Source organism: Clostridioides sp. LIBA-6622 (genome assembly GCF_056716095.1).
The window spans coordinates 244,935-260,154 of the sequence record NZ_CP196998.1 but is presented as its reverse complement, the minus strand read 5'-3'; the positions used below and the strand labels follow the sequence as shown (position 1 = coordinate 260,154).

Genomic DNA, 15,220 nt, shown 5'->3' with positions numbered 1-15,220 from the left:
ATTCTATATTTATTCAATAACAGCTAATACATCACTTTGTCTTAGTATTGTATACTCTTGTCCTTCTATCTTAACTTCTGTTCCAGAATATTTTTGGAATATAACTTTATCTCCTACTGTTAATTCCATTTTTATTTCTTTTCCTTCAACTATTCCACCTGGTCCAACTTCTACAACTTCAGCTATTTGAGGTTGCTCTTTAGCTGCTCCTGGTAAAACTATTCCACTTGCAGTTTTTTCTTCTGCTTCTACTTTTTTAATTACTACTCTGTCAGCTAATGGTCTTATTTTCATTCTTTACGCCTCCTAAAATATTAAGTATAGACTAGTTTGCCTATGTTTTTAGTTATTTTTAAATTAATACTACTTTTATATGTAGATTTATATATATACTTTTTATTTATTATCACTCTATTCAATAGAGTGCTAACAATTATTATAATATACCAATCACACATAATTTTCAATACCTTTTTTAATAATTTTTTATAATATTGGTGAAAATAATCTTGCTACAGATTCTTTAATTTTTTGTATTATACTTCTATTCTTAAATACCTCTAAATTAAGCTCTTCACAGTGACTTAAATCTTCAAAGAAATCATCTGTCATTACTCCAATAACTTCTTCATCATAGATAAATGCATTTACTTCAAAGTTAAGCATAAAACTTCTTAAATCCATATTAGCTGTACCTGCAGAAGCAATTTTATCATCTATTATTACGACTTTAGAATGTATAAATCCTTTATTATATAAATAAACCTTACCACCTGCTCTTAATATTTCTTCAAAATAGGAATAGGATGCTATGTTTACTATCTTGTGGTCTGCAATTTTGGGAAATATTATTCTAACATCTACTCCGCTAAGTGCAGCGCTTTTTATGGCTTTTAGTAAACTTTCATCTGGTATAAAGTAAGGTGTTTCTATATAAACATTTTGTCTAGCTTGACATATTGCAGAAAAATAAGCATAATGAATATCTTCCCAATCACTATCTGGACCACTTGCAACAACCTGTATCATACTTTCACCAACATTCCCAACACTTGGAAAGTAGTTTTTAGTCACTAAAACTTCTTTTGTTGTATAATACCAATCAATCAAGAATGTCATTTGAAGCATATATACAGAAATACCTTTAATTCTGATGTGAGTATCTCTCCAATACCCAAACTTATCATTTTTACCTAAATATTCATCTCCTATATTTATTCCACCTGTATACCCAATTATTCCATCAATAACAACAATTTTTCTATGATTTCTATAGTTTAATTTTCCTCCTATTATAGGAAATTTTGTAGGTAAAAATGCTGCTATTTCTATACCAACTTCTCTCATTTCTCGGAAGAATTTTCTATTAAACCAAAATCTCCAACATCCTACATCATCATATAAAATTCTTATTTTAACGCCTTCTTTAGCTTTTTTTATAAGTTCTTCTTTTAACACCCTACCTATATCACTATCTTTGATAATAAAGTACTCTAGATGGATATGGTCTTTTGCTTCTCTTATATCTTCTATAAGCCTTTTAAACTTTTCATTTCCATCTACAAAGACATCTACTTTATTATTTTTAGTGAATGGAAACATACCAGTCTTTAACAACATGTTTATTACTCTTTTTCTGTAACTACCGTCCTCTTCATCTCGTAAAAGCTTATTTTGCTTTATAGATTCCTTTTCTAGTTCAACGATTTCTGTTATCTTTTCTAATGTATCAAAAAGTTTCTTTTCTTTTATACTATTAGCTAGTTTTTGAGTCTTAAATAATTTTCTCTTTCTAATATTTCTACCTGAAATAGCATATACAATTAAACCTATTCCTGGAAATATAATAAACATTAATAGCCAGGACATTGTTTTTGCAGGATCTCTATTTTCAAGTAATATAATCACAGAAATTATGGCTCCAGCTAGATATGATATAATCAAATAGAACAGAAATATTGTGCCTATTACTCCCATAATTCCTCCCCCTTAATTTTATTTTCCTATACCAAGTTCTCTTGCATAGTAAAATAAATACTGTTGAGCAAATCCAGACATATCTCCAAATTTATCAATCCCATAAGTTCTCATTTTAGGTAAACTCATATCTTCATCTATGTAGAACTCTTGCATAACTCTCTTAACCCAAACATCCACTGGAAAAGAATCATATTTTTGCATGCCAAATAATGCAATACAATCACATACTTTTGGTCCTACTCCATTGAATTTTAAAAGTTCTTTTCTACAGTCATCTGTAGTTAAATTTGTATATTCAGATACCTTATCATTATTTTCTATAACTGCCTCTGTAGTACTTTTTATGTACTTGTCTCTAAATCCTGTTTGACAGGCTCTTATTTCTTCTTGTGAGGCCTTGTTTAGCTCTTCTGGTGTAGGGAATGCATAGTATTCATTACCTTCGTACTCACCTATGTACTTACCAAACTTTCTTGATAAATTTTCTATAGCTCTTTGTATCATAGGAATTCTATTATTAGAGGAAATTATAAATGATATAAGCATTTCCCATCCATCTTGTCTTAGTATTCTTATTCCACATCCAAACTCAGTAGCTTTATTTAAATATTCATCCATATTTTTTAGCTTATTTTTTATTTCTGCATAATCAGTTCCTAAATCAAAGTAATTATACCAAATACTATTAAACTCCTCTAAATTTGTATTATTTAAATATACTTTATCATTTTCTTTTTTTACATTTAATATTCTACCCTTTGCAACACCAGTGTATGAGTCATCATCTTGTTTATGCCATCTAAAACATTGACCACACTCAAATATATGTTTTGGTTCAAAATCTGTTACCCCTTCTAGTATAACTCCATTATCCTTTTCATAAACATTCATAACCAAATCTCCTTAATATTTATATTTTTATTTTGTCCATTTATTTAAAAACTTAACTTTAATATGTGTATTTTACTTATTTTAACACAAAGATAAGTAATTTCAAAATTTATAATGTTATTATTATGTAAAATAATATTTTACTTTAAATTTTCACTTAAAATAAAAAATGAATTCCTATAAGTTTATACCCATTTAAACTTATCGAAATTCATTTTTTATTTATATTATAAATTATTAGTATCATATTATTTTAATTAATCCAGCTAGTATTAAAAATATTTTTATATTATATAAATATTTTTATTAAAACTATAGCTGATATAACTTGCACTATACCTACAAATAAACCATATAAAGAAACTTCTTTACCTTGCTTCACTAAATCTTTTACATTTACCTTTAATCCAATTGCTGCTAAAGCTATTATTTCAAATTTGTTACTTATTTCTTTGCATAATACAGATACATCTTTTGGTATAATATTCATTGAGAAAAGTGCACAAGTTATAAAAAATCCAATTACATACCATGGTATATTTATTTTTTTCTTCTTTATTTCATCTTTTTCTTCTTCAAGGATTTCACAATTAGATTTATTTTTCATATGCCCAAATACTAATACTACAACAACCAAAAATATTACTCTTACTATTTTAAAAATAGTTGCCAAATCTTTTACATTTTCTCCAACTATAGCTCCACTTGCTACAACTTGACCAATTGACTGTAAAGTTCCTCCTATCATTGCTGATGTTTTTACAAGCTCATGGCTATATAAGAATTGAGATATTATTGGAAGTAAAAACATAAGAAATATACCAGTCACATTTACAATAGTTATTGCAATCCCCTTCTCTTTATCTGTGGCATTAACTACTGGAACTGTTGCTCCTATAGCAGAAGAACCACATACTGCGTTTCCACTTGCCATTAGAAATCTAAAGTTTTCTTCAAAACCTAGTTTTTTACCTATATAAAGTGCTGCTATTATTGTTATTGTCATTTGCAACATTATAAATAAGATTCCTGAAATTTTTAAGTCTATTAGAGTAGATACACTGAGTGTCGCTCCTAATAGTACTATTGAGTATGATAGCAAATCTGTCTCTGAAAATTTATAACCTTTTTGAAACACCTTTTGATTTAAGAATAAATTTCCTACAAACATGCCTAAAAATATAGAAATTGATGCAGCTCCTACCTTAGGAATTAGAGTAGAAATAAATATACTAATATAACCTACCAATACTGATACAAACAGTCCTGGTAATATTTCTTTTATATTTTTTAATGTTAGACAGCTTTTATTCTTTAACATAATATACCTACCTTATAATTAATATAGTTTTCTTTACAATAATAGTATATAATTGTAATAACCATAAGTAAAATAAATATATAATATCGTAATGATTAATATTTTTGATGATTATTACATGTAGTATAATTATTTGTAGAAAGCATATAAAAAATGTAAAATTTCATTAAGTAAAGGAGGTATAAAATTGTTTGAAGAATTAAAAACGTTTGTGGCTGTTGTTGAATATAAAAATTTTACTAAAGCTGGTGAATACTTAAATTTATCTCAGCCAAGTGTAAGTAAACACATTAAAAATCTAGAAAATTATTTTAAAGTTGTACTTATAAATAGGTCTATTAAGCAAAAGACGATTTTTATAACAGAAAGTGGACAAATATTATATAAAAGAGCTAAGGAAATATTAAATCTTTTAAATATTACCTATCATGATGTAAGTCAAGTTTCAGATGCTATAACTGGTCGCTTAAAGATTGGTGCGAGTTTAACTATTGGTGAGTATATTCTGCCTAATTTCTTAGCATTATTTTCACAAAAATATCCTGACATAGATGTAGAAATCTTCATAGAAAATACCTCAATTGTGTCTTCTCATGTTAAAGATTATGTTTTAGATATTGGACTTATTGAAGGTACTTGTTCTTCACCTTCATTTATTCAAGAATATTTTTTTGAGGACAAGATGGTTTTAGCACTTCCTTATAATAGTCCTCTGTTAAAAGGCTTCAGCTTTGACAAGCTTCAAGACCAAAAATGGATAGTTAGAGAAGATGGCTCTGGAACTAGAGATTATTTAGATATGTTTTTAAGTGTTAAAGAGATTATTCCAAAAAGTATGATGGTATTTGGAAGTAACTATGCTGTAAAAGAATCTGTTAGAAATAATTTAGGGATTACAATAGTATCTAATCTAGTGACAAGCTTACCTGTTTTAAATAATGAACTGTCTGTCATAGAGCTTGGAAGTAACTACAACAGACACTTCTCATATATATATCCAAAGGATATAACTTTATCAAAGGCAGCAAATATTTTTATTGATGAATTAAAAATATTTAGCAATTTAAACAATTTATAATATTAATAAAATTTAAAATAAATAATTATCAAAGTCGTTTGTAAAGACTATTTAAAATCTACTTTCAATTACTTTTATCATATATAAAAAAGTCTGATTTATAGGCGTAGATATGTTATATTTCTTTCCAAGTTCACAAATATTCTTAGAAAACATATCTACTTCTGTAAGTCTATGAGCTTCTACATCTTGAAGCATTGATGTTCTTCCTTCTTTTGAATGCTTTAGTATTCTATGTAATGAATTTTCTACATCCTCTTCTGTAAGACAAATACCTTTCACCTGAGCTATAGCAACTACTTCTCTCATTGCTGATTTTGCTAATTCTCTTAGATGTTCTGAGCTTTGGAATACTCCATAAGATGCACCAAGTATAGCTGAGGTTTGATTTACGCCAATATTAACCATGTATTTCCACCACATATCTCTTTGAATATCTTTTGATAAGACATATTCTATATTTACACTGTCAAAGACTTCAGTTATTATATTAGTTTTTCTATCTTCACTATTATCTTTGTTACCAAATACAATTATTCCATTAGTAGTATGTATAATATTATTATTAATTTTCTTAGCATCTATATTGGTAACATATGAATATACCATTTTTTCAATTCCAAATCTTTCCCCTATTATATCTTCACTATCAACTCCATTTAATAAAGACATTATTACTGTATTTTTTCCAACCAATCCATCTAATTCTTTTATATTTTCTTTCAAATTATTATATTTCAAGCCTATAATTATAAAATCAGCCTCTTGTTTATACTCATCTCTAGTTACATAATCAAAATCATACCTTTTCTGATTTATTATAAATCCATCTTCTAAATATCTTTTCTTTCTTTCCTCATCACAAAGAATTTTAAAATCATATTTGGAGTTTAAAAATTGTTCTGCAAAAGTTGCTCCTACTGCTCCTACTCCCAAAAATACAACCTTTTTCTGAGTTTCATTCAATTGATTTTTCACACTTACCCCTCCTCAATATATAATAATTTTTTTATATTACACTTATATTGTACTGCTATTATCTCCTGTTTTGTAAATATATTTTTAACAAAAAAAACAGTTAACCTTAGTTACAAGGCTAACTGTTTTTATCTTTGATTTATATTCTTTAAATGCTACTAAACTTAATTGAGTTATTTATTACATTCCTAATTCTTTAAATTCTCTACTTCCTGGTTTAACAACTGGTAATTTTCCTTCTTTACATAAAGGACACTCATCAGATTCATAAACTTGTATATCAAGCTTTATAGCACTATATATAGGCATACCTATATCATGATTAGTTCTATCTGCTATACATGCAACACCTATAACTTCTCCACCTAATGCTTCCAACACTCTTTTTGTTTCTATAGTTGATTTACCAGTAGTTACAACATCTTCAGCAATTATTATCTTTGCACCTTTTTTAACTTCAAATCCTCTTCTTAACTCCATTGTATTGTCTTTTCTCTCAGTAAATACAGCTTCTTTCCCTAACTGTCTTCCTAACTCATAAGAAACTATTACTCCTCCCATTGCTGGCCCTACTACTAAGTCTATATCTAAGTCTTTTATTTGTTCAACAACTGTACTTAATACTTCAGCAGCATACTCTGGGAATCTTAATACCTTTGCACATTGTACATATCTATTACTGTGCTTTCCTGAAGATAATAAAAAATGTCCTTCTAATAATGCATCACTTTTCTTTAATATATCTACTACATCTACTTTACTCATATTATTTTTCCTCCATATTAATGTTATAAAATTATTGTTTGCTTAATCTATATTTTTTATTTTTAAAATACTATTTATACTACCTTATATAATTCCTCTGATTTCTTGTAAGCTCTTTATTCCTTCTTTTTCCATAAAATCATTAATTCCATCTATTATTTCAAGACCTATTTTAGGATTCATAAAGTTTGCCGTTCCAACTTGAATACAAGTAGCTCCTGCCATTATGAATTCTATAGCATCTGTAGCCTTAGTTATTCCGCCCATTCCCATTACAGGTATATTTACATTTTTACACACTTCATGTACCATTCTTAGAGCTATAGGTTTTATAGCTGGTCCAGATAACCCTGCATATACATTCTCAAATACTGGTCTTCTATTTTTTATATCAATTGCCATCGCCTTAAAAGTATTCACTAGAGATACTCCGTCAGCACCCTCTTCTTCACAAACTTTTGCCATTCCTACAATGTCTTCTGCATTAGGTGATAGTTTTATTACTAAAGGTAGTTTCGTTATGTTTCTTACCTCACGAACGACTTCTCTTGCTACTTCATTTTTTATACCAAAAGCCATCCCTCCAGCTTTAACATTTGGGCAAGATATATTCAATTCAATAATATCTATAGGTTTGTCATTTAACATTTGAACACCTAATAAGTAGTCTTCTAATGTTCCACCTCCAACATTAGCTATTCTAACTAAGTCTAATTCACTAAAGAAAGGCAATTCATTATCTATAAACCCTTGAACTCCAGGATTTTCAAGTCCAACACTATTCATCATTCCAGATGGTGTTTCATGAACTCTCATACCATTGTTTCCAGGCTTTTTATTTAAAGTAAGTCCTTTACTGCTTATACCACCAAGTTTTTGTATATCATAAATGTCATTATATTCTCTTCCAAATCCAAAAGTTCCAGACGCCATTATTACTGGATTTTTAAATTCTATACTTCCAAATTTCACATTTAAATTAGCCATTAAAAATCACGTCCTCTCCCCAGAACACTGGACCATCTTTACAAGTCTTTTTATTTCCTTCATTCGTTTTACATGTACATACTAAACAAGCACCGATTCCACATGCCATATGATTTTCAAGAGACACCATAATTCTTGTTTTAGTACCTTCTACCATCTTAACTAATTTTTCCATCATTGGAGTTGGACCACATGTTAATATGTAATCATATTTCTCCACATCAATTATATCTGTTACAAAAGTATTACCTATTGTTGTATGAACTTCCTTACACACTTGCTTATACTCATCTTCTAATATAACATCTTCTCTAAATCCAAGATACGCATCACAGTCTTTTATATTTTTAGCAACTAAGTATAATGGAGCCACACCGATTCCGCCTCCTACTAAAGCTACCTTTCCATCAACCTTTGTATATCCATTACCATAAGGTCCTTCTAACTTTATAGTATCATTTACTTTTAGATTACTTAAAATTTGAGTTCCTTCTCCTACTACTTTATAAAGAAAAGTTATTCCTTCTTCATCTATATCATGTATACTTATAGGTCTTGAAAGTACTGGATAAGTATCCCATGCTCTTAGCATATAAAATTGTCCCATTTTACCTTCAAAATTACCTTTTACTTTCATTCTATACATATCTTCGCCTATATATATATTCTCCAGAATTTTATACATCCCAAAATCTCCTTTACTTTACTATTATATTAGAGTTATTAGTCTTCATTTATACCTAAAAGCTTTATTATTAAAGCCATTCTGACATACATTCCATATTTAGCTTGTTTAAAATATACAGCTCTATCATCATCATCTACATCTACATCTATTTCGTTTACTCTTGGTAATGGATGCATTACTAACATGTCTTTAGATGCTTTTTCTAATTTAGCCTTATTTAAAATATAATAGTTTTTAAGTCTTTCATATTCTGATTTATCTTCAAATCTTTCTTGTTGAACTCTAGTCATATATAAAACATCCAAACTTCCTATAACATCATCTAAATTGTTAGTTTCGTAGTATGCATGTCCCTTTATAGCTTCTTTTATATAATCTGGCATTTTCAACTCTTCAGGCGCTATAAATACAAACTTTGTGTTTTTGTATCTTGCCATAGCCTTAACCAAAGAATGCACAGTTCTTCCATATTTTAAATCACCACATAATCCTATTGTATGGTTTTCTAAAGTTCCTTTTAATGATTTTATAGTAAGTAAATCTGTAAGTGTTTGGGTTGGATGTTGATTTCCGCCATCTCCTGCATTGATAAATGGCACTTCTGTAAATCTAGCAGCCTCTGATGCTGCACCTGATTGAGGATGCCTCATAGCTATTATATCAACATAACCAGATACTATTCTCATAGTATCACCTAAAGTTTCACCTTTTGATGCAGATGATGAGCTAGGCTCTGAAAAACCTACAACACGACCCCCTAGTCGGTTCATTGCAGATTCAAAACTTAATCTTGTTCTTGTTGATGGTTCATAAAATAATGTAGCTAATAGTTTACCTTCACATATACGAGAATATTTTGACGGATTGTCAATTATTTTTTGAGCTAATTCTAATATTTCATCTATTTCTTCTATTGAAAAGTCTTCTGGTTGGATTAAATTTCTTGATTTTAACATCTTTCGTCCTCCTTTTTTAGCCTCTCTGAACTAAAATTAAAAGTATTTTTGTACTGTTAGTAGCTTACCACCTTTGCCTTATCCTGTCAAGGGATTGCACAAATAATCATTATATGGAAAGACTACTATTTAATAGTAATATTAGCTTGAATATTGGTTAAATGTAAATCAATACAAAAACGCTCTATATTACATTTAAAGTATAATCATTTTTTGTTGCCTGATTAAATTAAATATAGTATAGAGCGTTTATATTTATGTATTTATCAATTTGTCATATTGCAAGTTGATTATAATATTCTTTTTGCTGTAACAAATCTTGCTGTATAGTATGCTGAGTTTATATTAGTTACACGAACTGTTTTTCCTGTTGATGGAGAATGTATCATATTACCTCCACCTACATATATACCAACATGACTAACAGAACCAGAACCATTCGTTGTGAAGAATACTAAGTCTCCTGGCTGTAAATTTGCTTTGCTTACAGTTTGTCCATAATTAGATTGTGCTTTAGATGTTCTTGGTATTTTCTTTCCTACTGCATTTCTATATACATATTGTGTAAATCCAGAACAGTCAAAAGTATTTGGTCCTTCTGCTCCCCAAACATATGGGCAACCTTGCTTAGAATATGCCAAGTTAAGTACAGCTTGAACTGCATTAGAGTTAGCTGTTGGCACATTTGAATTATTGTTTTGTTGATTGTCATTCGTATTATTTTGTTGATTATTATCTGTAGAATTTCCATTTTGATTAATACTTGGATTTACTTCTGGCTCTTCTACTACTGGAGCTTTATCTGATATATAAGATGCTTTTACATATCCTTCAGTTTCTCCATCTTTAACTTTTAACCACTCTCCATTTTCTTCCAACACCAATAAAGAGCTTCCTTTTTCTAGCTCTTCGATTACTTCTGAACTTTCGCTCTTATCTTTTCTTAAATTTACTTTATCAGCATTAGTATATCCTACACCTTCAGATATATCTACATATCTAGTAGCTAACCAGCCTTCTCCATCTTCAACTTTAACCTTAACCCATTCCCCTTGAATTCCTAGAACGGTAAATTCATCTCCAGAATAAGCTATATTTTGAACTTGCCCTTCTTCTCTTATCTTTATAGCTACTCCATCTTTTATCTTTGCAACTTTATATTTTACTTCTTTATATTCGCCTAAATTTAATTCAGTATTTGTTTTATCATCCTTATTTTGAGATGAATCATTTACTTCATCTGCATTTACAATTGAACTTACTGATAATGCCATAACTGATGCAAATACTGGTATTAATATCTTTTTCTTCACGATAAACCTCCTAAAATTTTCCCATAATTATCTTATGATTCTATTTTGTAGGTGAAGTGTGCCTAAGGATAAAATATTAATACACAATACATTAATAAAAGCTCTATCTGTAACTTTTTTGTAAACCACTTTATATAACTTTTATAGTATCATTATATTAATAAAATAAATCAATTAGTTTATCCAATATGTCACCTAAATATACATTATTTACTTAATTATATAATACGAGTCTGTAAAAGTAAAGAATTTTGTACCCTTAGAGGCTAAAGTACGCATAAATATTGTTTTATGTGTTTTTTTATGCGTTTCTATGTGGCATATATTTTTTGAGGGAATGACTACAAAGTTGGTCATTTTGTGAATTTTTTTACAATCGAATATAATCATTAATGCTTTCTTTAGGAATTTTGTAAATGTTTACTTCTAAATTCTTTTAGATTTCAGCTATTTGTTATTATATGAGCATCTATCTTGATAAAAACATATTTATTTAAAAATAGGTAGTTATTTAGGATTGTTATAAATTAAAATTAAGTAAAATACCCATACCTTAATCATCTTGCCAAACTATCCAACTTGTCATAAAATTTTACACCAAAGCCTATTTTATCAGAATTTTTTGGAATCGTACCTACTTCTTCACAATTTCTTTTATATTGTTCTCTCACACTTTTAGGAGCATCTGCATATGTAAATTCTAAAAGTGTAACGTTTCCTCTAAAAAGGTGTAGCTTCTCCATATCATACTTAGGCAGTACATTAAAATTGACAATACTAGTTGCATTAACTTTCAAAAAAGTAATAGAAGATAATAGACATAAAGTTAGTGCCATCAATATACCATTCTTATATTTTTCATTAAACATGTTCTTTACTCTTTTTTTAATATCAGATTGCTTATGTAGACCAGCTATAAATTTATTTGAAGGATTTACTCCTTTTCTCATTGCATTTATAATTGTCAAAGCATAATCCTTTTTTTCCTCTGAGTTTCTATTTTTTAAAACACGTTCATCACAATAAAGTTCACAATCTAAATCTATATGTTTATCCATTATATATACAAATGGATTAAACCAATATACTATTTTCAAAAATAAAATTATATATTTTAAATAAAGGTCTCTACTCTTAAAATGCATAAGTTCATGCCTAAAGATCCAATTTAGTTCTTTTAATTTATAATCATGTGGTGGTAAAAACACACATGAATTAAAAAATGCTGGTGTTTCAACTTCATATGAGTACTTGAGCTTTATATTTTTTGTTATATCAAATTCTTTCAATATACTTTTATAAAGATTGACTATCTCTTCATCATCAACTTCATAAGATAAATCACCTATTAAGTTTTTAAGTTTTATATATTTGAATATAGTATAAATTAAATATATCATTACAGATATAATCCAAAAGTATAGTAAAATACTACTAATTATAATTGAAACATTATTAAATCCCTCTAAATTTATATTATTGATATTAATGTCTTTTTTACTTCTCAATATATTTATTGTACAAGTATAATATGTAAATGGCAAAAATAATTTAATAACAACTATCATCCATATATAATAGTTAAATTTTTTACTAAATCTTTTAAATACATTTTTCTTGAATATTAATATCAGAAGGATACTTAAACTACTCACTATAACAGTTCTAAAAATACCATTTAGAATGAAGTTAGACATAGATTCCCTCCTTAACCTATTTAATATTATCTTACACCTTAATTTAATTATTTTGAGTTTTCAATAATATACTTTAGATTTTTTAACTTAATTCTCAACTACAACTATTCGTCTCATTATTTCAAATGCACTTCCAGGTCTACCTAAAGAAATACTACTTTCAATAATACTAGATGAATCAAATTTCATGAAAGTAACCAACGACAATATACACAAAACTAAAGCTATCAATACACCATTTTTATATTTTTCATTAAACATATTCGTTACTCTTTTTCTAATATCAGATTGTTTATATAGTCCAGCTATAAATTTATTTGAAAAATGTGAACTCTTTTTCATTGCATTTATAATTGTTAATGCATACTCTTGTTTTTGTTGGGTAGTACAGTTTTTTAAAACTCTTTCATCACAATAAAATTCACAATCTAAGTCTATTAATTTATCCATTATATATATGAATGGATTAAACCAATATACTATTTTTAAAAGTAACATTATATATTTTAAATAAAGGTCTCTACTCTTAAAATGCATAAGTTCATGCCTAAAAATCCAATCTAATTCTCTCAATTTATAATCATGTGGTGGCAAAAGCACACATGAATTAAAGAATGCTGGAGTCTCAACTTCATATGAGTATTTTAGTTTTATATCTTTTGTTATATCAAATTCTTTTAATATACTTTTATAAAGATTTACTACCTCTTCATCATCAACTTCATAAGATAAATCATTTATTAAACTTTTAAGCTTTATATATTTAAATATAGTATAAAGTAAATATATCCCCACAGATACAGCCCAAGTGTACAGTAAAATACCACTAATTATAGTTGAAATATTATTAAATCCCTCTAAATTTAGGTTATTAATATTAATGTCTTTTTTACTTCTCAATATATTTATTGTAAAAGTATAATATGTAAATGGTAAAAATAGTTTAATAACAACTATCATCCATATATAGTAATTAAATTTTTTACTAAATCTTTTAAACACATTTTTCTTGAATATTAATATCAGAAGAATGCTTAAACTACTCACTATAACAGTCCTAAAAATCCCATTTAGAATAAAGTTAGACATGTATTTTTCTCCTATCTTATTTAATAGTATTTTACAGCTAATTTTAGTTATTTCTTAATGCCTTCATATCATAGTTATTAATTAAAATATATGTTTTTTGTAATAAATAACTATGTTTTATTATCTTATATTATATTTATTTTAAGGCATGATTTATTGAAATATTCTTATACTTAATTATAGCTTAGTAATGATTACTGTGCATTAAACTCATTAATTTAATATCTATAAATTTAATAGTTAGAAATATACAAAGTCGAAGTTATAATAAAGATTTGATGGTCTAAATATAAAAATTTCATAATATTAACTTTAAGATTAAGTCTAACATTATTTTTTTATATCCATGCAATTTTTAAAAAATCTAGGTATAATTTCTATTGGGTCTGAATCTTTTGGAATTATCCCAATTGCTCTACAATTTTCTTCATGTTGTCTTTTCAGTTTTTTAGGTGCATCTGCATATGTAAAATCTATTGTTACGAATACATCTTCTTTTCTTCCTTCAAACGTATATCTTGAGCTCTCTAAGAAATTACTTTCTTCAATAATACTAGTTGAATCAAATTTTAAAAATGTGATAGAGGACAATAAACTTATGCTTAAAGCTATTAAAATACCATTTTTATATTTTTCATTAAACATATTTGTTACTCTTTTTCTGATGTCAGATTGTTTATTTAGACCAGCCACAAATTTATTTGAAAAATTTTTCCCCCTCTTCATTGAATTTATAATAGTTAAGGCATATTCTTGTTTTTGCTGTACACTACTATTTTTTAAAACTCTTTCGTCACAATAAAGTTCACAATCTAAATCTATTGCTTTATCCATCATATGTACAAATGGATTAAACCAATATACGATTTTTAAAAATAGTACTATATATTTTAAATAAAGGTCTTTACTTTTAAAATGCATCAGCTCATGTCTAAAAATCCAATCTAGTTCTTTTAATTTATAATCATGTGGTGGCAAAAGTACACATGAATTAAAAAATGCTGGTGTTTCAACTTCATAAGAATACCTAAGTTTTATATCTTTAGATATATTGAACTCTTTTAATAAACTTGTATAAAGGTTTATTATTTCTTCATCATCAACTTCATAAGATAAATCATATATTAAATTTTTAAGTTTTATATACTTCAAAAAAGTATAAATTAAATATATTATTACAGTACAAATCCAAATATACAATAAAATATTATTGTTTGAGGTTGATACTTCATTAAAATATTCTAAATTAATATTATCAATATTTATATTTTCTTTACTTCTAAAAATATTTAAAGTAAGTGTATAATATGTAAAAGGCAATAACAGTTTAATAATTACTATTATCCATATATAATAGTTAAATTTTTTACTAAATCTTTTAAAAATATTTCTCTTAAAAGCTAATATTAAAAGAATACATAAGTTACTCACTATAAGAGTTCTAAAAAGTCCATTTAAAATTAAATCAGCCATCAAT

General features: G+C 27.1%; 14 protein-coding genes. 1 reads left to right on the top strand and 13 read right to left on the bottom strand.

The features are described from left to right. Positions 1-9: 9 nt before the first annotated feature. From ACTG47_RS01540 to ACTG47_RS01525, 4 genes are all read right to left on the bottom strand, one after another. Positions 10-294: a co-chaperone GroES gene (locus ACTG47_RS01540; RefSeq protein WP_003420907.1), complete on the bottom strand. Its 285-nt coding sequence runs from the start codon at positions 292-294 to the stop codon at positions 10-12. Positions 295-486: 192 nt separating this feature from the next. After that, positions 487-1,977 (bottom strand): cardiolipin synthase, encoded by a 1,491-nt coding sequence (gene cls / locus ACTG47_RS01535; RefSeq protein ID WP_479925841.1) that lies wholly within the window; start codon positions 1,975-1,977, stop codon positions 487-489. 18 nt (positions 1,978-1,995) lie between these two features. Next, complete coding sequence (locus ACTG47_RS01530) at positions 1,996-2,871, bottom strand: DNA-3-methyladenine glycosylase family protein (protein WP_479925840.1); 876 nt, start codon at positions 2,869-2,871, stop codon at positions 1,996-1,998. Positions 2,872-3,160: 289 nt separating this feature from the next. Continuing rightward, entirely contained in the window at positions 3,161-4,192 is a 1,032-nt protein-coding gene (locus tag ACTG47_RS01525) for a YeiH family protein (RefSeq protein WP_479925839.1), read from the bottom strand. A gap of 187 nt (positions 4,193-4,379) precedes the next feature. On the opposite strand from ACTG47_RS01525, the gene ACTG47_RS01520 reads away from it, so the two are divergent. Beyond that, a complete protein-coding gene (locus ACTG47_RS01520) occupies positions 4,380-5,270 on the top strand; it encodes a LysR family transcriptional regulator (RefSeq protein ID WP_169467548.1) in 891 nt (296 codons plus the stop codon). 51 nt (positions 5,271-5,321) lie between these two features. Here ACTG47_RS01520 and ACTG47_RS01515 read toward each other — a convergent pair whose 3' ends face one another. From ACTG47_RS01515 to ACTG47_RS01475, 9 genes are all read right to left on the bottom strand, one after another. Next, complete coding sequence (locus ACTG47_RS01515) at positions 5,322-6,248, bottom strand: ketopantoate reductase family protein (RefSeq protein WP_479925838.1); 927 nt, start codon at positions 6,246-6,248, stop codon at positions 5,322-5,324. Positions 6,249-6,428: 180 nt separating this feature from the next. Then, a complete protein-coding gene (gene pyrE, locus ACTG47_RS01510; protein WP_054268753.1) occupies positions 6,429-7,013 on the bottom strand; it encodes an orotate phosphoribosyltransferase in 585 nt (194 codons plus the stop codon). 84 nt (positions 7,014-7,097) lie between these two features. Continuing rightward, entirely contained in the window at positions 7,098-8,000 is a 903-nt protein-coding gene (locus ACTG47_RS01505; RefSeq protein ID WP_169467552.1) for a dihydroorotate dehydrogenase, read from the bottom strand. Continuing rightward, on the bottom strand, positions 7,993-8,685 hold the full coding sequence (locus ACTG47_RS01500; protein WP_169467554.1) for a dihydroorotate dehydrogenase electron transfer subunit: 693 nt from the start codon (positions 8,683-8,685) through the stop codon (positions 7,993-7,995). Before ACTG47_RS01500 ends, ACTG47_RS01505 begins: the two co-directional genes overlap by 8 nt. Before the next feature lie 38 nt (positions 8,686-8,723). Further along, entirely contained in the window at positions 8,724-9,644 is a 921-nt protein-coding gene (gene pyrB / locus ACTG47_RS01495) for an aspartate carbamoyltransferase (protein ID WP_169467556.1), read from the bottom strand. A 290-nt stretch (positions 9,645-9,934) separates the two neighbouring features. Further along, the gene (locus ACTG47_RS01490) at positions 9,935-10,957 is read right to left on the bottom strand and encodes a C40 family peptidase (protein ID WP_479925837.1); all 1,023 of its coding nucleotides are present in this window, start codon (positions 10,955-10,957) and stop codon (positions 9,935-9,937) included. 557 nt (positions 10,958-11,514) lie between these two features. Beyond that, complete coding sequence (locus tag ACTG47_RS01485) at positions 11,515-12,654, bottom strand: M56 family metallopeptidase (RefSeq protein WP_479925836.1); 1,140 nt, start codon at positions 12,652-12,654, stop codon at positions 11,515-11,517. 87 nt (positions 12,655-12,741) lie between these two features. Further along, on the bottom strand, positions 12,742-13,743 hold the full coding sequence (locus ACTG47_RS01480; protein ID WP_479925835.1) for a M56 family metallopeptidase: 1,002 nt from the start codon (positions 13,741-13,743) through the stop codon (positions 12,742-12,744). 330 nt (positions 13,744-14,073) lie between these two features. After that, on the bottom strand, positions 14,074-15,216 hold the full coding sequence (locus ACTG47_RS01475) for a M56 family metallopeptidase (protein WP_479925834.1): 1,143 nt from the start codon (positions 15,214-15,216) through the stop codon (positions 14,074-14,076). Positions 15,217-15,220: the final 4 nt, after the last annotated feature.